At 65.9% G+C, this 19,651-nt stretch carries 18 protein-coding genes and 1 tRNA gene; 13 read left to right on the top strand and 6 right to left on the bottom strand.

The genetic code is table 11. The annotated features are described in order from the left end of the window. Positions 1 to 18: 18 nt before the first annotated feature. The 4 genes from ABIC17_RS18575 to ABIC17_RS18590 are packed head-to-tail and all read left to right on the top strand — an operon-like array spanning position 19 to position 3,921. Positions 19 to 156 (top strand): hypothetical protein, encoded by a 138-nt coding sequence (locus ABIC17_RS18575; RefSeq protein WP_354284399.1) that lies wholly within the window; start codon positions 19 to 21, stop codon positions 154 to 156. Next, complete coding sequence (locus ABIC17_RS18580) at positions 116 to 2,026, top strand: hypothetical protein (RefSeq protein WP_502958501.1); 1,911 nt, start codon at positions 116 to 118, stop codon at positions 2,024 to 2,026. Before ABIC17_RS18575 ends, ABIC17_RS18580 begins: the two co-directional genes overlap by 41 nt. After that, positions 2,023 to 2,961: a tyrosine-type recombinase/integrase gene (locus tag ABIC17_RS18585; protein WP_354284403.1), complete on the top strand. Its 939-nt coding sequence runs from the start codon at positions 2,023 to 2,025 to the stop codon at positions 2,959 to 2,961. Before ABIC17_RS18580 ends, ABIC17_RS18585 begins: the two co-directional genes overlap by 4 nt. Before the next feature lie 12 nt (positions 2,962 to 2,973). Continuing rightward, complete coding sequence (locus ABIC17_RS18590; protein WP_354284405.1) at positions 2,974 to 3,921, top strand: acetyl-CoA carboxylase carboxyltransferase subunit alpha; 948 nt, start codon at positions 2,974 to 2,976, stop codon at positions 3,919 to 3,921. A 103-nt stretch (positions 3,922 to 4,024) separates the two neighbouring features. Here the strand turns inward: ABIC17_RS18590 and ABIC17_RS18595 are convergent, their stop codons facing one another. Then, positions 4,025 to 4,192 carry a Flp family type IVb pilin gene (locus tag ABIC17_RS18595; RefSeq protein ID WP_354284407.1) on the bottom strand — a complete coding sequence of 56 codons (168 nt, stop codon included), beginning with the start codon at positions 4,190 to 4,192 and terminating at the stop codon, positions 4,025 to 4,027. A 133-nt stretch (positions 4,193 to 4,325) separates the two neighbouring features. After that, complete coding sequence (locus ABIC17_RS18600) at positions 4,326 to 4,523, bottom strand: Flp family type IVb pilin (RefSeq protein WP_502958502.1); 198 nt, start codon at positions 4,521 to 4,523, stop codon at positions 4,326 to 4,328. 39 nt (positions 4,524 to 4,562) lie between these two features. On the opposite strand from ABIC17_RS18600, the gene ABIC17_RS18605 reads away from it, so the two are divergent. Further along, positions 4,563 to 4,994, top strand: coding sequence for a (deoxy)nucleoside triphosphate pyrophosphohydrolase (locus tag ABIC17_RS18605; RefSeq protein ID WP_354284409.1), 432 nt, complete (start codon positions 4,563 to 4,565; stop codon positions 4,992 to 4,994). 27 nt (positions 4,995 to 5,021) lie between these two features. On the opposite strand, the gene ABIC17_RS18610 is transcribed toward ABIC17_RS18605, so the two are convergent. Further along, positions 5,022 to 5,095, bottom strand: a tRNA-Cys gene (locus tag ABIC17_RS18610). Between the two features lie 210 nt (positions 5,096 to 5,305). Between ABIC17_RS18610 and ABIC17_RS18615 the strand changes: the two genes are divergently transcribed. From ABIC17_RS18615 to ABIC17_RS18650, 8 genes are all read left to right on the top strand, one after another. Next, entirely contained in the window at positions 5,306 to 5,971 is a 666-nt protein-coding gene (locus ABIC17_RS18615; RefSeq protein WP_354284411.1) for a protein-L-isoaspartate O-methyltransferase family protein, read from the top strand. A gap of 66 nt (positions 5,972 to 6,037) precedes the next feature. Continuing rightward, the gene (locus ABIC17_RS18620) at positions 6,038 to 7,510 is read left to right on the top strand and encodes a TolC family outer membrane protein (protein WP_354284590.1); all 1,473 of its coding nucleotides are present in this window, start codon (positions 6,038 to 6,040) and stop codon (positions 7,508 to 7,510) included. Between the two features lie 60 nt (positions 7,511 to 7,570). Beyond that, positions 7,571 to 8,074 (top strand): DUF2497 domain-containing protein, encoded by a 504-nt coding sequence (locus ABIC17_RS18625; RefSeq protein WP_354284412.1) that lies wholly within the window; start codon positions 7,571 to 7,573, stop codon positions 8,072 to 8,074. A 77-nt stretch (positions 8,075 to 8,151) separates the two neighbouring features. Further along, positions 8,152 to 10,962 carry a valine--tRNA ligase gene (locus tag ABIC17_RS18630; protein WP_354284414.1) on the top strand — a complete coding sequence of 937 codons (2,811 nt, stop codon included), beginning with the start codon at positions 8,152 to 8,154 and terminating at the stop codon, positions 10,960 to 10,962. Positions 10,963 to 11,030: 68 nt separating this feature from the next. Then, complete coding sequence (locus ABIC17_RS18635; RefSeq protein WP_354284416.1) at positions 11,031 to 12,521, top strand: MATE family efflux transporter; 1,491 nt, start codon at positions 11,031 to 11,033, stop codon at positions 12,519 to 12,521. Between the two features lie 231 nt (positions 12,522 to 12,752). Continuing rightward, on the top strand, positions 12,753 to 13,745 hold the full coding sequence (hemB, locus tag ABIC17_RS18640) for a porphobilinogen synthase (RefSeq protein ID WP_354284418.1): 993 nt from the start codon (positions 12,753 to 12,755) through the stop codon (positions 13,743 to 13,745). 16 nt (positions 13,746 to 13,761) lie between these two features. After that, positions 13,762 to 14,298, top strand: coding sequence for a GNAT family N-acetyltransferase (locus tag ABIC17_RS18645; protein ID WP_354284420.1), 537 nt, complete (start codon positions 13,762 to 13,764; stop codon positions 14,296 to 14,298). Then, a complete protein-coding gene (locus ABIC17_RS18650) occupies positions 14,295 to 16,496 on the top strand; it encodes a fused MFS/spermidine synthase (RefSeq protein WP_354284422.1) in 2,202 nt (733 codons plus the stop codon). Before ABIC17_RS18645 ends, ABIC17_RS18650 begins: the two co-directional genes overlap by 4 nt. A 19-nt stretch (positions 16,497 to 16,515) precedes the next feature. Here the strand turns inward: ABIC17_RS18650 and moaB are convergent, their stop codons facing one another. From moaB to ABIC17_RS18665, 3 genes are read right to left on the bottom strand one after another with little or no spacing between them, the layout of a single operon-like run. Further along, positions 16,516 to 17,043: a molybdenum cofactor biosynthesis protein B gene (gene moaB / locus ABIC17_RS18655; protein ID WP_354284424.1), complete on the bottom strand. Its 528-nt coding sequence runs from the start codon at positions 17,041 to 17,043 to the stop codon at positions 16,516 to 16,518. Continuing rightward, the gene (locus ABIC17_RS18660; RefSeq protein ID WP_502958503.1) at positions 17,033 to 18,823 is read right to left on the bottom strand and encodes a lytic transglycosylase domain-containing protein; all 1,791 of its coding nucleotides are present in this window, start codon (positions 18,821 to 18,823) and stop codon (positions 17,033 to 17,035) included. Before ABIC17_RS18660 ends, moaB begins: the two co-directional genes overlap by 11 nt. Beyond that, entirely contained in the window at positions 18,820 to 19,575 is a 756-nt protein-coding gene (locus ABIC17_RS18665) for a uracil-DNA glycosylase (protein WP_354284426.1), read from the bottom strand. Before ABIC17_RS18665 ends, ABIC17_RS18660 begins: the two co-directional genes overlap by 4 nt. Positions 19,576 to 19,651: the final 76 nt, after the last annotated feature.

Genomic DNA, 19,651 nt, shown 5'->3' on the forward strand with positions numbered 1-19,651 from the left:
CCGTTACAGGTCTTGCCCATGCCCCGCTTGCTTCTCGTGCTTCTCGTCGTCGTGGCCGTCCTGGTCGGCGGCCTGTTCGCGCTGTCGGGGGTGGCGCATGAAAAGCCGCTGAAGCATGTCGAGAAGGCAGTGCCGCTTGCGAACCTTCAGAAGTAGTCGCGCGCTACCGGCGATCTTCGCGACCGCCGTGCTCGCGGCGACGCTGACGATTCCCGCCGCGGGGCAAAAGGGCCCCGAATCAATCCTGCCGCCGGGGTTCGGCGATCCCAACCCGGCACCGGTCGCACCGCCGGCGCGTCCGCGCGCGCGGCCAGCGCCCGTGTCGTCGCCTGCAGCGAACCCTTCGCCGAGCGCAACGCCGCGGGCGGTGTCGCCGGTCGCCCCGGTAGTCGTTCCGACGACATTGCCACCCGCGCCGCCGCTCGTACCGCTGCTGCCGACCGACGTGCCCACACCCGGCGCGACGCCGACGCCGCTGGCGACGCCGCCTTCCCCGACGGACTTCGCCGCCTTCGTCCGCGCCGACATGCCGAGTTACGCGCGCCGTTCGCTGAGCCGCGTGGGTGTCGCAGGGCCGGCCGAAGGCGCGATGGCACCCGATGCATTCGGTCGCGCGGACGGGCGCTATCTCGAAACGCTGATGCGGCGTCTGCGTCCCCCGCTTGCGTCCCGGTGGCTGTCGATCGCCTTGCGTCGCGCGCTGATGGCGCGGGTCGACACACCGCGCGGCGTCAACGGCGCGGACTTCGCAGCGGAGCGATCCTGGTTGCTCGTGCGGATGGGCGAATCGGTTGCTGCACGCGCGATGGCGCAGGCGGTGGATACCGAGGACTATACGCCCAAGATGTTCGAGGCCGCGATGCAGGCGGCGCTCGCTTCTGGCGACCCCGCAGCGCTGTGTCCGGCCGCAGAGGATGGTGCCGCACTCGGGCGCGAACGCGGGTGGGTGCTCGCGCGGGCCATGTGTGCCGGGCTGTCCGGAACGGCTGCCAAGGCGCAACCGATGCTCGCCGCCGCCCGCAAGTCGCGGATTGCCGGCGGGGTCGATCTCCTGCTTGCGCAGAAAGTCATCGGAAATGGTGGCCGTGCGCGGCAGGCGGTAACGATCGAATGGGACAGCGTGCCCTATCTCACCGCGTGGCGCTTCGGGCTCGCGACCGCGACGGGCGTCGAGATCCCGGAAAGTCTGCTCGAGTCGAGCTCGCCCGCAGTTCAGGGGTGGCGTGCCCTGTCGCCGAGCCTGGCCCCCGGTGTGCGTGCGGCCGCAGCCGATATCGCCGCCGCCCGCGGTATCCTGTCGAGCGCGGCGCTGGTCGATCTGTACGCGGCGATCGATGCCGGGGACGATCAGCCTTCCACCCCGGCAGGTGTCGCGCGCAATTTGCGCACCGCCTATGAAGGGACGGATGCCGATGCCCGGGCCGATGCGCTCGGCAAGGTCTGGGATCAGCCCAAGGACGATGAAGCGCGCTATTCGCGGCTTGTGTTGACGGCAAGCGCTGCGGCGCGGATTCCGACGTCGTTGGCGAAGCCCGACACCGACCGGCTGATCGCGGCAATGCTCAGTGCCGGATATGATACGCAAGCGCTGCGGTGGGGTGGCAAGGCGGAGCGGGGCGGTGACGGCTGGGCGATGCTCACGCTGGCAGATCCGGCGGGGGCGGTGATCGGTTATGGCGAGGTGAGCGCTTATGCCGGTGCGAAGGACGCCGATGGCCTCAAGCGGCGGATGTTCTTTGCGGCGCTAGCCGGGTTGGGTCGGCTCTCGGCGGCGGACGTGACGCAGGGTGCCGAGGCGCTCAACGTTCCCGTGAGCCGAGCGGACAGCTGGACTCGCGCGATCGCGAAGGCGGCGCTGGACAATGAACCGGGTACGGTCGTCCTGCTCGCGGCGACGGGCATGCAGTCACGGTCGTGGCGCGGCATTCCGCCTGAAACGCTGTATCATGTGTGTGCCGCGCTTCGATCGGTCGGGATGGTCGGCGAAGCCAGGATGATCGCCGCCGAGGCGATCGCACGGCTTTGACGACGCCCCCACCCGGGGCGGGTGAGGACCGTGCGCTTATCGAACGGTTTCTCGAGATGATGACCGCGGAGGCGGGGGCCGCGAAGAACACCGTGGCCGCCTACCGTAGCGACTTGATGCTCGCGTCGGGTGTCCTGGGCGGTCGTCTTGCCGCGGCGTCGGCGGATGATCTCACGCGGGTCGGTACGGCGTGGCTTGACCTGTCGAAAGCAAGCGTCGCCCGCAAATCGGCAGCGTTGCGAAGGTTTTTCGCATTCCTGGCGGAGGAAGGGCATCGCATGGACGACCCGGGTACCGCATTGCCGCGACCGGGCGCATCGCGCGGGTTGCCTAAAGTGCTCGATCATGCGGACGTCGACCGGCTGTTCGCCGCAATCGCGGATCGCATCGCGCGGGATCCGCGGGATCCCAACGACCTGCGTCTGTCGGCGCTGGTCGAGCTGCTGTACGGATCGGGACTGCGCGCGACGGAACTGGTGTCGCTGCCGCGGCGAGCGGTGGCGCCCGACCGGCCGTATCTGATCCTGCGCGGCAAGGGCGGCAAGGAACGGCTCGTTCCGCTGTCGGATCGGGCACGCGCTGCGGTGGCGATCTGGCGGGAGTACGTCGCGGAGGAAAGCCCGTGGCTGTTCCCCTCGGGCAAGGCGCATCTCAGCCGTATCCGCTTGTATCAGTTGCTCAAGGCCCTGGCGGCGGAGGCGGGTATTCCACCGGACCGGGTCAGTCCGCACGTTCTGCGCCACGCGTTCGCGACCCATCTGCTGGCGGGCGGTGCCGATCTTCGCGCGTTGCAGGCGATGCTCGGTCATGCGGACATCGCGACAACCGAAATCTATACGCATGTCGATGCGAGCCATCTCGTCGCGCTGGTCAACGCACGGCATCCGCTGGCGGACGAGCAGCGGCGCGTTGACGCGACGCCGCGTGGGGCTTAACCGCCCGAGGTTATGGCAACCTTCCTCGACTTCGAAAAACCGATCGCCGAACTCCAGGGCAAGATCGATGAATTGCGGGACACCGCTGCGGACGGCACCGTCGACCTGAGCGCCGAAATCGCGCGCTTGCAGGCGAAGGCGGACAAGCTATTGCGCGATACCTACACCAAGCTGACCCCGTGGCAGAAGACGCAAGTCGCACGCCACGGCGCACGTCCGCATTTCAAGGATTATGTCGCTGGTCTGTTCGACGACTGGATGCCGCTTGCGGGCGACCGTGCCTTTGGCGACGATCAGGCGATTCTCGGCGGGTTCGCGACATTCCGCGGGCGCCGCGTGCTCGTGATCGGCCACGAGAAGGGGGACGATACCGCCAGCCGGTTGCGGCATAATTTCGGCATGGGCAAGCCGGAAGGCTACCGCAAGGCGATCCGGCTGATGCAATTGGCGGATCGCTTCGGTCTGCCCGTGGTGACGCTGGTTGATACCTCGGGCGCGTTTCCGGGCATTCAGGCCGAGGAACGTGGCCAGGCCGAGGCGATCGCCCGGTCAACCGAGCAATGCCTCGCGCTTGGCGTGCCGATGGTTGCGGCAGTGGTCGGCGAGGGCGGCTCCGGCGGTGCGATCGCGCTTGCGGCGGGCAACGCCGTGCTGATGTTCGAGCACGCCGTCTATTCGGTCATCTCGCCCGAAGGGTGCGCGTCGATTCTGTGGCGCACGGCCGACAAGGCAGCAGATGCGGCTGAGGCGATGAAGGTGACAGCGCAGGACCTCAAGGGGCTTGGGGTCATCGATACGATCGTTCCAGAGCCGCTGGGCGGTGCGCAGCGTGATCCGGCGGCGGCGATCGCTTCGCTTGGTGACGCAATCGATGCGGCACTGACCCGCTTGGTCGACCTCCCGCCGACCGAATTGCGCCAGATGCGGCGCAAGAAGTTTCTGGCGATGGGACGCCTCTGATTTCAAGCCGGCAACGACGGACCGGGGCTGCGTACGCCAGAAACGCAAAGAGCGGCGGAACCGAAGTTCCACCGCTCCCCCAGCGTCAAGTCCGGGTCGAGGCTCAGGACTGAACCATCTTCGACGAAACATTATTGAACGTGTTGCTCAGCTTCGAGCCAAGGCCAGACATCGCGGTGATCGCGGCAACGGCGATGAGAGCAGCGATCAGGCCGTACTCGATTGCGGTCGCGCCCTTCGAGTTCTTGATCAGGTTGCGGACGGTCTTCATGATTTGGATCTCCGTAGGATGGCTTCAATACCCGGTCGGACCGGTGCGCCGGGCCAACGCTGAACGATGTAGGCGCGGCGGGTTTAGAAAGGCTTAAACGGCGCTTCATTTTGATTGGCGCCGCTTCGACACGCTAACTGGACGTGATGACCGCCGTGCTGACGCGGTTCCACATTCCCGTCGTGACATTGGCAAGCTGGACAATCGCTGCGACGGTCGCGATCACGACCAGCGCAACGATCAATCCATATTCTATCGCAGTGCCACCGGTGCGGTCGGCAAACAGCCGTTTTATTATTCCGACGATCATGTCGGCAATACCCCCGGCCATGTAAAGAAGCCCGCACCGTTACCAGGAGAGCGTTACCGAATGCCTAAACCCAGTGCTGCGTTTCCAGTCATGATGGTCGTCGCGGCAGCGCTGGTCGACGATCGCGGGCGTGTCCTCGTACAGCGCCGGCCCGCCGGCAAGGCTTTGGCAGGACTGTGGGAGTTTCCAGGGGGCAAGGTAGAACCAGGGGAGTCGCCAGAGGACGCCCTGATGCGCGAATTGCGCGAGGAACTGGCGATCGACATCGACGCCGCGGCGCTGACCGCCTTGACGTTCGCCAGTATGCCGCTGACCGACCGGCATCTTCTGCTGCTGCTGTACGTGTGTCGCGAATGGCGTGGCGACCCGCGCCCGTTGGAGGCCAGTGCGCTTGCGTGGCATCATCCGGCCGGCTTGCGGCAACTTGAAATGCCGCCGGCGGATGCGCCGTTCATTGCCGTTCTGGAAGCCGCGCTGGCGTCATCGGCATAGCCGACAGCGCGCAACCTGCTGGAATATTGGAGGCCCGACCGGGAATCGAACCCGGGTGCGAGGATTTGCAGTCCTCTACGTCACCACTCCGCCATCGGGCCGGAGAGCGGCGCAGATGCAAGCGGATCGTCGCGCTGTCAACTCTCGCGGTCAAAAAAAGCAACGCAGTTAACGCGCTGTTTACCCAAAACCGACAGAGACGCATTTGAAACAAGCGCTCGCTTGGCGAAGTAGAGGACGCACGGTAGAAGCGGTGCATTGACGATAGGTGTATTGTTGCACTATAACAGTACCGCGACGAGGGTGGCATCATGAATTTGGATTTGCGCAAGCAGGATATGACGGCCATGCGCCATGCGATGGTCGCGAGCCAGTTGCGGACCAACGCGGTCAGTGACCCGCGGGTCGTAGCCGCGATGGACCTGGTTCCACGCGAAGCGTTCCTGCCGGAAACGGTGGCTGAGCTTGCATACCGCGATACGTCGGTTCCGCTGAGCCACGGACGTGCGCAGAACGTGCCGATCGCGACCGGACGCTTGCTGACCCAGGCCGAACTGCGCGCAACGGATCGCGTGCTGCTGATCGGTGCTGCCGGCGGGTACACCGCTGCGGTACTCGCCGAACTGGTGGCCTCGGTGGTCGCGGTCGAGAGCGATCCGGCGCTGCTGGCGATTGCGCGCACGGCATTGGCGAGTCATGCCAATGTCACGGTGGTCGATGCGCCGCTTCATGAAGGCCATGCGTCCGACGGACCGTTTGACGTCCTGTTCATCGATGGTGCGGTCGAAGCCGTGCCGCAGGCTCTGGTCGATCAGCTTGCCATCGGCGGGCGGATCGTCAGCGGCATCGCGGATCGCGGCGTGACCCGGCTGGCGGCCGGGCGTCGGACCGCTGGCGGTTTCGCCCTGCTCGATTTCGCCGACATCGATTGCGTACCATTGCCGGGCTTCGCCAGCCCGCGTTCCTTCACTTTCTGACCAAGAAAAGAGCCGCCTGCGATGCGATTTCTGTCCCTTCTGAGCGGCTCTGCAGTGGTGATGGTAATGGCGGCGGCTCCGCTTTCCGCAGAAACGCTACGCGATGCGCTGATCAAGGCCTATACAAGCAACCCGACGCTCGCTGCGCAGCGTGCTAGCCTTCGGGCGATCGACGAGAATGTGCCGATCGCTCGATCGCAGGCCTTGCCCAACGTGCAGTTGCAGAGTGCCTTCACCGAAAACGTCATCAAGGCGCAGAACAGCTTCGTCGCGCCGGATCGCAGCGGGACGGCAAGTGCGTCGATTTCGGTTCCGCTCTATGCGGGCGGCGCGGTCCGCAACGGGATTCGCGCTGCGCAGACACGGGTCGAAGGCGGCCAAATGGGTTTGCGCGGTACGGAATCCGACCTCTTCTCGGCGGTGGTGGGCGCGTATATGGACGTCATCCGCGACGAGGCGATCGTCGGGCTGAACACGCAGAATGTACGCGTTCTGGACGTTAACTTGCAGGCCAGCCGCGATCGTTTTCAGGTTGGCGATCTGACACGGACCGACGTTGCGCAATCGGAGGCGCGGCTGGCGCTTGCGCAGAGCCAGTTGCAGTCGGCGCAGGCGCGGCTGATTTCGAGCCGGGAAAGCTATATTCGTCTGGTCGGCGCTGTGCCGGGGCGGCTGGACTTGCCGCCGAGCTTGCCCAACCTGCCCGCCAACCCCGACGGTGCCGTGACGGTTGCGCTGCGGAACAACCCGACGCTGCTGGCGGCGGCAAAGGAACGCGACGCGACGGGGTTCGACATTGGCGTGGCGCGCGCCAACCGGCTGCCGCGGATCAATGCCAATGTCGGCGGAAACTATTACAACTATCTGGGAACGCTGGGGTCGGGCACGGGCGTTGCGATCGCCCAGGCCGGCACGGCGGCAACGGTTGGGCTGGGTCTGACGCTGCCGCTGTACCAGGGTGGCCGGCCGGCCGCACAGATTCGCCAGGCGCAGGACGCGCGCGCGCAATCGATCGAACGCGTGACCGAGACCGAGCGGAGCGTCATCGCCCAGGCGCGTTCAGCCTATGCGGTATGGAAATCATCGCTCGACGTGATCGCGTCGAGCGAGGTGGCGGTCAACGCGAACAAGCTCTCGCTGGAGGGCGTGCGCGCCGAAAACAGTGTCGGAAACCGCACGATTCTAGACATTCTGAACGCAGAACAGGAGCTGCTTAACTCCCAAGTGACGCTGGTTACAGCACGTCGTGACGCGTATGTAGCCGGTTTCGCACTGCTCGCATCGATGGGGCAGGCGGAAGCGCGCGACCTCGGGCTCGACGGCGGCCCGCTGTATGATCCGGTCAAGCATTACGAGAGCGTCCGCGGCAAGATCTGGGACTTTGCGTCGCAGCCCGATCCGGCGGTGACGGGAACGCGAACGACCGATACGCCCGCCCAGACCGCGGCGGTCACCCGTGCGCTCGACCCGATGCTCGATTCGCGACCAGTTGACAGGAGCGCGCAGATTACCGCAGGTGAGCAGACGAAGAACCGCTGACGCGGCGAGTAGGTTTCTTTCGCGGGGGTTTCGATGGCGGATTTGAGCGGAGAGCCATCGATGGAGGACATCCTCTCATCGATCAAACGCATCATCGCGGAGGAAAACGACACCTTGCCGGGGCGGACCAAGCGTCCGGATCGCAGTCTTGCGCGCCGCGGCGATGTCGACCCTGCGGTCCGCGACGACATTCTGGAACTGCGCGAAGCCGTTGCCGCTGCGATGCCGACGCTGCCGCCGGTAACGGCGCACACCGTTTCGCCTCCTGAACCCGCGGATGGCGCGACCGCCGCGGACCCCGCTTCGGCACCGCGTCCGCCTGCACCGCCGAGCCCGCCCGAAACCCCGGGAATTTTATCGCAGAGTGCCGCTGCCGCAACCCGCGGGCCGTTCGATACGCTGTCGCGGCTGGTGGTGAAGCCCGAAACGCCGGGGAGCGATACGCTCGAATCGATGGTGCGCGAGATGCTACGCCCGATGCTGCGCGAGTGGCTCGATGCGAACCTGCCGACCATGGTGGAAGCAATGGTCGCGAAAGAGATCGACCGCATCACCGGCAAATAGCCGCGGTCCTGCGCATACGTGCTACGGCATCCAGCGCCCTTTCTTTTTGCGCGTCCCCGGCTAAAGCCGATGGCATCATGAGCGAACTCCCCAAAACCTTCGACCCCGCCGAAATCGAGACGCGCTGGTATGCGCATTGGGAGGCGACCGGCCAGTTCCGGCCCGACCGTCCTGGCGCCGAACCCTGGACGATCGTCAACCCGCCGCCCAACGTAACGGGCTCGCTCCACATCGGCCATGCGCTCGACAACACGTTGCAGGACATCCTGACGCGCCACGCGCGGTTGAAGGGCAAGGACGCGCTGTGGGTCGTCGGGACCGACCATGCCGGCATCGCGACGCAGATGGTGGTCGAGCGGCAGATGGGCGCGCTCAACCCGCCGGAGAAGCGCACCGATTTCACGCGCGAGCAGTTCGTCGATAAGGTGTGGGCGTGGAAGGAAGAGAGCGGCGGCGAGATCACGCAGCAGCTCCGTCGGCTCGGTTGCTCGATGGACTGGGCGAACGAGCGCTTCACGATGGACGAGGGCTTTTCCAAGGCCGTGCTCAAGGTGTTCGTCGATCTGCATCGCGACGGCTTGCTGTACCGCGACAAGCGGCTGGTGAACTGGGATCCGGGTCTCGGCACCGCGATCAGCGACCTCGAGGTCGAGACGCGTGAGATAAAGGGTAGCTTCTGGCACCTGCGCTATCCGCTCGAAGACGGTTCGGGCTTCATCGAGGTCGCGACGACGCGGCCCGAGACGATGCTCGCCGATATGGCGGTTGCGGTGAATGCATCGGACGAGCGCTATACCGCGCTGGTCGGCAAGCAGGTGCGGTTGCCGATCACCGGGCGGCTGATCCCGATCATCACTGACGACCATGCCGATCCGGAGCTCGGGTCGGGTGCGGTCAAGATCACGCCGGGGCATGACTTCAACGATTTCGAGGTCGGCAAGCGCGCGAGGATCGCAGCAGGCGCGATGCTCAACATGCTCGATGCCAAGGCACGCGTCGTGCAGGTTGCGGACGAGTTGATCCCCGAGGCCTTCCTCGGGCTGACCACCGCCGAAGCGCGCAAGGCGGTCGTCGCGCAGTTGAAGGCGGAGGGGTTCCTGATCCCGCACGTCGACAAGGACGGTGCGGAGCATGACGCCGAGCCGCGCACGATCCAGACGCCCTATGGCGATCGCTCGGGCGTGGTGATCGAGCCGTGGCTGACCGACCAATGGTATGTCGATGCGGCGACGCTCGCCAAGCCTGCGATCGAGGCGGTGCGCTCGGGTGCGATCAAGATCGTGCCGAAGACGTGGGAGAAGACGTTCTTCAACTGGATGGAGAATATCCAGCCGTGGTGCGTGTCGCGGCAGCTTTGGTGGGGGCATCGGATTCCGGCTTGGTTCGCCGAGGATGGTTCGGTGTTCGTTGCGATGAGCGAGGCCGAGGCTCAGGCGCAGGCGGGTGAGGGCGTTGCGCTCACGCAGGACAGCGATGTGCTCGACACGTGGTTCTCCTCGGCGCTGTGGCCGTTCGCGACGCTGGGTTGGGATGGCACTTCTTCTCCTTCTTACCCCTCCCCTTCAGGGGAGGGGCCAGGGGTGGGGGATGCCTCGCAGAGCGCAGCGCTTGCTGGACGGCCCCACCCCAACCCCTCCCCTGAAGGGGAGGGGCTAAAGGACACGCTCCACGGTCGCTATCCCAACGACGTGCTCATCTCGGGCTTCGACATCCTGTTCTTCTGGGATGCCCGCATGATGATGCAGGGCTTGCACTTCATGGGCGATGTGCCGTTCAAGACCCTGTATTTGCACGGTCTTGTCCGCGCGGCAGACGGTGCCAAGATGTCCAAGTCGAAGGGCAATGTGGTCAACCCGCTGGGTCTGATCGACCAGTACGGCGCGGATGCGCTGCGCTTCTTTATGGCGGCGATGGAGAGCCAGGGCCGCGACATCAAGATGGATGAGAAGCGCGTCGAGGGCTATCGCAACTTCGCGACCAAGCTGTGGAACGCATGCCGTTTCGCGCAAGGCAACGGCATCGGCGCGAGCAAGACGCTCGAAGCGCCGGTGACGACGCTTGCGGTCAACAAGTGGATCGTCGCGGAGACGATCGCGACCGTCCAGACGGTCGATCTCGCTCTTGCAGACCTGCGCTTCGATGGTGCGGCGAATGCGGTGTATCAGTTCGTGTGGAGCCGCTTCTGCGACTGGTATCTCGAACTGATCAAGCCGGTGCTCGGCCAGATGGACGCGCCCGCCACCGGGCCGGACGCGGACGAGACGCGCGCCGTCGCGGGCTGGGTGATCGACCAGATCCTCGTGCTGCTCCACCCGTTCATGCCGTTCATCACCGAGGAACTGTGGAACGCGATGGGGTCTCGCGAGAGCAACCTGATCGTCGCGCGCTGGCCGATCGCCGACGCGCGATCGATCGATCCTGCGGCAAGCCAGGAGATCGACTGGCTGATCCGGCTGATCGGTGAAGTCCGCGCGGCGCGGACCGAGCTGAACGTCGCGCCGGGCACGCGGATGCCGGTGCATATCCGCGATGCGGGGCCCGAGACGTTGGCACGGATCGAGCGGCAGGCGAGTGTGATCGCACGCCTTGCGCGGATCGATCTGGCGGTTGGCGATGCGCCTGCGGGTGGTGCGGTGCAGGTCGTTGTCGACGAGGCGACGTTCGTGCTGCCGCTCGCCGGGGTGATCGACCTCGATGCGGAACGCGCGCGGCTGACCAAGGGGATCGAAGCCGCCGCCAAGGAGCGTGACGGGCTCGCCGGTCGGTTGAACAACCCGAGCTTCGTCGAACGCGCCAAGCCCGAGGCGGTCGAGAAGGCCCGCGCCGATCATGCCGAAAAATCCGCCGAGGCCGAGCGTCTCAGCGCTGCCCTGGCGCGTTTGGGGTGAGATAGCCGGCTGACGCTGGCGAACACACAATCCCCCTCCCGTTTGCGGGAGGGGTCAGGGGAGGGTCTGTGAGCGACGTTGGTGAGATAACAGCCCCTCCCTCAGCCCCGCCTTCCCGCGGGAGGGGGGGCAAACAGCGCGACCTCACCACCGGCCCGATCGCGTGGACGTTGCTCGCGTTCGCGCTCCCAACGCTGGGGTCGAACATCCTGCAGTCGCTCAACGGGTCGATCAACACGATCTGGGTCGGGCGATTCCTCGGCGAAGGCGCGGTCGCGGCGACCGCCAACGCCAATACGATCATGTTCCTGATGTTCGCCGCGGTCTTTGGTTTTGGCATGGCGGCGACGATCCTGATCGGCCAGTCGATCGGACGACGCGACGTTGAGGCGGCGCGGCGCGCGTTCGGTGCGTCGATCGGGCTGGTGATGGGCGGCGCGGTCGTGATCGCGGCGCTGGGGTGGATCTTCTCGCCCGACATCCTGACGAGCCTGTCGACGCCACCGAGCGTGCAACCGCTTGCGCTGGCGTATCTGCGGGTGATTTTCCTCGGCTTGCCTGCGACGATGTTGCTGGTGCTGCTTGGCATGGCGCTACGAGGTGTCGGCGATTCGGTGACGCCCTTGTGGTTCACCGCGCTCAGCGTACTGCTCGACAGCGGGCTCAACCCCGTGTTCATCCGCGGGTGGTTCGGGATGCCTGCAATGGGGATCGCCGGATCGGCGGTCGCCACGCTCATTTCGGTCCATGTCGCGTCGCTCGGGTTGCTCGCCTTCATCTACCGGCGCGATTTGCCGATCCGGTTGCGTGGCGCGGAACTGGGGTATCTGATTCCGTCGGCGACGCTGGCGCGGACGATCCTGCTCAAGGGCTTGCCGATGGGCGCGCAGATGCTGGTCGTGTCGGTGGCGGCGTTGACGATGACCGGGCTGGTCAACCGCTATGGGGTGGATACGACCGCGGCTTATGGCATTTCGATGCAGCTATGGGGCTATATCCAGATGCCTGCGCTGGCGGTCGGCGCTGCGGTGAGCAGCATGGCGGCGCAGAACATCGGCGCGGGGCAATGGGGGCGAGTCGATCGCATCACCGTCGCGGGGCTGGTGTTCAGCGCGGTGCTGACGACGACGATGGTGATCGCGATCATCGCGTTCGATCGACCGGTGATGCTGCTGTTCCTCGGCGGCGAGAGTGCGGCACTGCCGATCGCGCGGCATATCCAGGTGCTGGCGAGCTGGAACTTCATCATCTTCGGGATGACGATGGTATTGTTCTCGACCGTGCGCGCGAATGGCGCGGTATGGGCGCCGCTGACGATGCTGTTCATCGCGATGTATCCGGTGCGGCTCGGGTTCGCGCTGGCGTTCCAGCCGTCGCTGGGGGCGGATGCCCTGTGGTGGAGTTTTCCTCTGGGGTCGGTTGCTAATTTTGTGATGGCGGTGGGCTATTATCGTTTTGGCGGCTGGCGGAAGCAGCGGCTGGTCGTCCCCGAGGGGGAGGCGAGCGAACAGAGCCAGAACCCGGCGGAGCCGGGCGGGCGGTTGCATCCGGCGGGGTAAGGGGGCGGGCGGGGCTGCCGCCTGGTATTGGGGCTGCCCCCAAGCCCCATCCGTCATTCCCGCGGAGGCGGGAATCCATTAGCGCCACGTCCGTTACCGTAAATCAGCCCGTATGGATCCTCGCCTTCGCGGGCATGACGGAATGTGGGGGGAGGGGGAGCCTCATCGGCGGAGGCCGCTACCGCGTTCTAAACCTTGCGCGGCCCCCGGCGAAGTTCCAGAACACGACCCATGACAGCTCAATACCCCGCACTCCGCCTCCGTCGTACGCGCGCCAGCAACTGGAGCCGCCGCCTCCACGCCGAAACCGTGCTGACCCCAGCCGACTTCATCTGGCCGCTGTTCATCACCGAGGGCGAGGGCGTCGAGGATCCGATCGCAGCGCTCCCCGGCGTATCGCGCTGGTCGATCGACGGGATCGTGGCCCGTGGGCGCGAGGCGCGCGATCTGGGGATTCCGTGCATTGCGCTGTTTCCCAACACGCCGTCGCATTTGCGCACCGACGATGGCCGCGAGGCGCTCAACCCCGACAATCTGATGTGTCGCGCGATCCGTGCACTCAAGGACGCGGTGCCTGAAATCGGCGTGCTGACCGACGTCGCGCTCGATCCCTATACCACGCACGGGCATGACGGGCTGGTCGATGCGGCGGGCTATGTCGTTAACGACGTGACGTCCGAGGCGCTCGTCCAGCAGGCGCTGACGCAGGCCGAGGCGGGATCGGACATCATCGCGCCATCGGACATGATGGATGGCCGGATTGGCGCGATCCGCGAGGCGCTGGAGGCGGGCGGGCATCACAACGTCCAGATCATGTCCTATGCCGCCAAATATGCGAGCGCCTTCTACGGTCCGTTCCGCGACGCGGTGGGGAGCCGCGGGCTGCTCAAGGGCGACAAGAAGACCTATCAGATGGACTCGGCCAATGCCGAGGAAGCGCTGCGTGAGGTTGCGCTGGATTTGGCGGAAGGCGCGGATAGCGTGATGGTCAAGCCGGGAATGCCGTATCTCGACATCATCCTGCGGGTGAAATCCGAGTTCCAAGTCCCTGTATTTGCTTACCAAGTGTCCGGCGAGTACGCGATGATCGAGGCCGCGGTGGCCGCCGGCGCGGCGGACCGCGATGCGATGGTGCTGGAAAGCCTGATGGCGTTCAAGCGCGCAGGGACGGCTGGGGTGCTGACCTATCACGCTGCGCATGCCGCCCGGCTGCTCGGCGCGTGAGACTGAGCTTGCGCGCATGATCGAGACCGAGCGGCTGATCCTGCGGATGGTCGAGCCCCGCGACCGTGCGGAGTTGTGGGCGCAATGCCGGGACCCGGCGGTGATGCAGTATCTGCTCCCCGTTGCGGACGAAGCGGCACTCGATGCGATGATCGCGCGGATGCACGCGTCGCAGGCCGAGCATGGCTTCGCCTTCTGGATCGTCGAGCGGCGCACGGATGGCGCGCTGACGGGGATCTGCGGGTTGAAGCCGGGCGCACCCGACACGCCGATCGAAGGGGTGCTCGAAATCGGGTGGCGGTTTTCGCAGGCCTATTGGGGGCAGGGCTATGCGCGCGAGGCAGCGCTAGCGACGCTCGACTGGGCCTGGGCCAATCTGTCCGCGCCGGAGATCGCCGCGATCACGGTGCCCGACAATGCAGCGAGCTGGGGCCTGATGGAGCGCATCGGAATGCATCGGGTCGTGGACGGTGATTTCGATCATCCACTGGTCGCGGCGGGTAGCCCGTTGCAGCGTCACATTCAGTATCGGATCGATCGGCCGCTTTCATGAAGCTTTTGCCTAGGCCGCGCAGCGGGGTTCGCCCGCTGTTCGTGGTGACGATCCTGTCGAGTGCGTTCCTGCTCTTCCTCGTCCAGCCAATGGTCGCGCGGATGGCGTTGCCCCGGCTCGGCGGGGCGCCTGCGGTGTGGAACTCGGCGATGCTGGTTTACCAGGCGCTGCTGCTGGGCGGATACGCTTATGCGCACTGGCTCGGGCGGCTCGAGCCGCGGTTGCAGGGGCGCGTGCATCTGGGGGTGCTGCTGATCGCCGCCCTGTGGCTGCCGATCGGGCTGGGCGGGTTGCAACCCGGACCGGGGGTGCCGCCGGCGTTCTGGGTGCCGTGGCTGTTCGTGCTGTCGATCGGGCCGTTGTTCTTCGCGGTCTCGGCGCAGTCGCCGCTGTTGCAACGCTGGTTCAGCCTGGCGTGCAAGGGGCAGGACCCGTACGCGCTGTACGCGGCGTCCAACCTGGGCAGCTTTGCGGGGCTGATCGCCTATCCGTTGCTGGTCGAACCGATGATGACGCTGTTCAACCAGCGGATTCTATGGAGCAGCGGCTACATCCTGCTCGGGCTGTTGGTCGCGTTATGTGCGGGGACATTGCCGCGTGACCGGCCGCTGCAGGCGGCGACGCCCGTCACCTCCGCGCCGCCGGGGCGCAAGCGGGTTGCGCACTGGATCCTGCTCGCGTTCGTGCCGTCGGGGCTGATGCTGGCGACGTCGACCTACATCACCACCGACATCGTTGCGATGCCGTTGCTGTGGGTCATCCCGCTCGCGCTGTACCTGCTGAGCTTCACGATCGCGTTCGCGCGGGATCGCACCGCGGCGGACATCCAGACGCGGATCGCACCGATCGCGATCCTGTTGTTCGGCGGGATCCTCGTCAGCGGGATGCCGGGGATGCCGTATCTCGGCGCGATCATGGCGCTGGCGTTGCTGTTCCTGGTCTCGGTCGCCTTGCACACCGGGCTGTATCGCCTGCGACCCGAACCCGACCGGCTGACCGGCTTCTATCTCGCCATGTCGTTCGGTGGGGCGCTTGGCGGCGTGTTCAGCGCGCTGGTCGCGCCGATGCTGTTCGACTGGACGTATGAATATCCGATCCTGATCCTGGCGGCGGGGGTGCTGACCCCGCATGCCTACATGTTCGCGCCGTTGCAGCGCGTCTGGCAGGGCAATCCGCAGCGGCGGCGCATCCTGCTGTGGGCCGTTGCGCTGATCATCGCTACGCTGGTCGCCGTCGTCTTGCTCGATCACACGACGGGCGATGCGCCGTCATCGTTGCAGCAGGCGATGCTGCTGATCGTCGTGGCGGTCGGCGTGCTTGCGATCGGTACCCCGCCTGCGTTCGGTTTTGCCTTGGTGGGGGTTCTGATTGCCTTTGGCGGGTATCAGGCGATTGCAATCTCGCTCGAGCCCGGTGCGCGGACGCGGAGCTATTTCGGGATCTATACGGTGCATAGCACGCCGACCGAACAGCAGCTCGCGCATGGTACGACCGTACACGGCACGCAATTGCGCGGATCGCCCCAACGCGAACGCACCCCGACTGCTTATTACGTGCCGGGATCCGGCGTTGGGCAGGCGATGCAGGCGCTCCCGGTGCTGTACGGTCCGCGCGCGCGCGTGAGCGTGGTGGGCCTGGGGACAGGGACACTCGCTTGCTATGCGCGGCCGGGGCAGGACTGGCGATTCTACGAGATCGATCCCGCGATCGTCCGGATCGCGCGCGACAGCGGACAGTTCAGTTTCCTGTCGAGCTGCCTTCCCGACCCGAAGATCGTGATCGGGGATGCGCGGGTCAACATCGCAAAGCAGCGGACCGATACGCTCGACCTGTTGGCGCTCGACGCCTTTTCATCGGATTCGGTGCCGATGCACCTGATGACGCGCGAGGCGTTCGACAGCTATGCGCGCGTACTGTCGCCGCGCGGGCTGTTGCTGGTGCATATCTCGAACCGGTTCCTCGACCTGGAACCGGTCGTCGCGGCCGCCGCAAAGGCCGGGGGCTGGCAGGCCGCCACTTTGTTCTACTCGGCGCCCGGAGCAACCATGTCGCAGTGGATCGCCCTCTCCCGCGACCCGGCGACGATCCGCGTCTTGCAGGCACGCGACGCAGCGTGGAAGCCGACTCGCGGCCGCCCCGGGTTCGTACCGTGGAGCGACGGCTATTCGTCGATCCTGCCGTTGGTGAAGGGGCTGTAGGAACCGTCGATCGAAAGGATCAGCGTTCGCGCAGGCGCGGCATCAGCTCGACGAAGTTGCAGGGCTTGTGACGGCTGTCGAGCTGGTCCTTGAGAATGCCGTCCCAGCCATCCTTCACCGCGCCGGTCGAACCGGGCAGCGCGAAGATGTAAGTGCCGCGCGTGACGCACGCGCAGGCGCGCGACTGGACCGTCGACGTTCCGATCGTCTTGAAGCTCAGCCAGCGGAACAGTTCACCGAACCCCGGGATCATCTTCTCGGCGATCCGTTCGATCGCTTCAGGAGTGACGTCGCGACCGGTCACACCGGTGCCGCCGGTAGTGATGATGCAATCGACCGATTCGTCATCGATCCAGCGATGCAGCACCGCGATGATCAGCGAGACATCGTCCTTCACTATCTCGCGTTCGACGAGAACATGGCCTGCCTCGTTCAGCCGCGCGACCAGCGTGTCGCCCGAGCGGTCCTCGGCAAGCCCGCGCGTATCGGAAACGGTCAGGACGGCAATCCGGACGGGGATGAATTCGGCGTTCAGATCAATTGGCACTGGCGACCGCCTGACGCGCGTTGCTGGAACTGAGGCGGACCGCGGTGGCGCCCTTCATCCCCGGGAAGCGGGGCCAAAGCCCCTGCGCCAAGGCAGCGCGGCTGACCGACGCGCGGCGACCGGTCTGCGCTTCATACACCCAGTAATTGCGCAGGACGGTCGTCACATAACCGCGCGTCTCCCAGTACGGGATCGATTCGATGTAGAGCAGCGGGTCGCCGCCATCATGCGCCTGCGCGTCCCAGGCCTGCACCGGACCAGGGCCGGCGTTGTACGCGGCGATGACCTTGGGGAGCAGCCCGTTGGTGCAACTCTGGTCGCGCAACTGCTCGAGATAGCTCTGGCCGACCTCGATGTTGGTGCCGGGGCGCGACAGCGCGGTACGATCGAAGACGCGCCCCTGCTTGCGTGCGATATCGGTCGCCGCGCTCGGCATCACCTGCATCAGGCCATAAGCGCCAGCCTTGCTGACGACATCGGTGCGGAAGCGTGATTCCTGGAGCGTGTGCGCATAGACGAGCGCCTTGTCGACGCGCCAACCACCGTCCGGGGTCCAATTGGGGGCAGGGAAACGCGCCTCGACCGGCGGTGCCGCGCCGAGCGGACCATTGTGCGACAGCCAGACGAGCGTGGAGGGAAGATCGAGCGCAGAGGTCAGGCGGACGAGCGCGGGATATTCCGCTGCGGTGCCGATCCGTGCCTGTTGCTTGATCACCTGATCCGCGAGGCCATTCTCGCCGATCTCGACCAGCGCCGCAGCGACATGAATGTTGGGACGGTGTTCCAGCGCCTGCCAGTCGCCCGCAAATACCTTCGCGTTGGATTTGAGCGGCGCATCCTTGATGCCGAGCGCCTGCCGCGACAGCAGGCCGTAGAAGGTCTCACGATATTGCGATGCGTTCTTCAGTCGGCCCTCGACCTTGTCGGGGCGGCCGCACTGCATGTCTGCGCGCGCGCCCCAGTACAGGCCCGCCGCGCGAAGGTCGACGTCGCCCGCACGCGCCGCGACGTTCTGGAAAGCGGCGCTGGCTGCGACGCAATCATGCTGTCGCCATGCCGCGAGCGCACCGACCCACATCGCCTCGACCGCGAAGTCACCGTATCCGGTCATCGCCTTGGCGGCCATCGCGCGGGCGTTATTGTCGTCGCCTGCGAGGTAATACATCCAGGCGACCTTGCGCTGCCACTCGGTGATCGAGTCCTGCGACAGTCCGGGGGTCGATTCGAGCAACGCCTGTGCTTCGGAGCCGCGGTCTTCCTTGACGTAGGGCTGCATCTTGATCGCGAGTTCGGCGGCGATCATGTCGCCCGCGACTAAGCTGCGCGCGCGCTTGCGGACCGGCGCGCCGTCGATCCAGATCAGGGCCCGTGCCTCGGGAAGCGGAGGCAGGCCCACTCCGCCGCGCGAGGCGGCCATCGTCGCGAGCTGGCGCGCCTGCGGCAATTCGGGCGCTTCGGACAGCAGCTTGAGCAACGGGTCGAGATCTGCCTTGGGAGACCCCTTGGCGGTGAGCAGTTCGGCGCGGGCGATCGCGTGGAGCGGACCCGGCTTCATCACGTCGAGCGCGAGTTGCGCATCGAGCCATTTCTGCTCGCGGATCGCGGCGAACACCGCGCGATACCCTTCGCGCTGTTCGGGATCGAGCTGCGGGGGAATCGCGGCGCGAACGTTGGCCGTCTCGACGCTCGCCGGCTCGATCGCCGCCTGCGCCATCCCCGGAGCCAGCGTCAGCGCGCTTGCCAATGTCAGCGAGACCGACAGAAACCGTTTTGCGCTCATGCGCCTAACCCCGCGATAAGCATTTGTAAGTCCTTCCAGGCACGTGCCTTTTCCGCCGGCCGTTCGAGCAGCAGTCGCGGATGAAAACTGGCGACGGCCTCGACGGCGATGGTGCTGCCGGATTGTCCAACTTCCACATTAACCAATTGCAAACTTCCCCGCGACCGCGCCACATCGGCCCCGGTAAGCGCACGGCTCGGCGCGTTCCCTAGCACAAACAGCCGCTTCGGTTCCACTATTGCGACATGGTGCCGGATCAGCTGGCTCAACCGTTGCTCGATCTCGGGTGCAATACGGCCGGCGACCGGGCGGATCGTGCACATCGGCACGATATAGACCGAGTTGCGGTCGCGCCCGATCGCGGCGAGCATCCGGTCGAACAGCCGCCCGGCCGCGCCGCTCAACACCGCGCCCGATTCGGTATCGTCGCGATCGGGGACGTCGGTGACGATCATGATGTCGGATTGTGGATCACCGCTCGCAAAAATGGGTGAGCCCGACCAGTCGGCTTCGGGGGCTTCCGGCCCAGTCCGCCAGGCGACATAGGCGTCGATCGCGGTGGGCAAGGGGGCCGCGACCGGAGCGGAGGGTTCCGCTACGGCGTGTCGCTTCGTTTCGCGGACGACCGGTGCCGGGGCGGCGGTCCAGTCGCGTGGGACTTCGTCCGCAAGCGTGTCGACGCCCGCATCGCGCCACCATTCGAGCACGCTTGCCGCGGCAATTTGCCAATCGATATTCTGGTCCGCCCCCATGCGTTCCTTAGAGTCCTATGTTGACGCGAAGGTCAATTCACTGGCACTCGGTTTTCATAGCGATGGGGCCGGACGT

It is taken from the genome of Sphingomonas sp. PvP056 (assembly GCF_040549155.1).
Lineage (GTDB): Bacteria > Pseudomonadota > Alphaproteobacteria > Sphingomonadales > Sphingomonadaceae > Sphingomonas.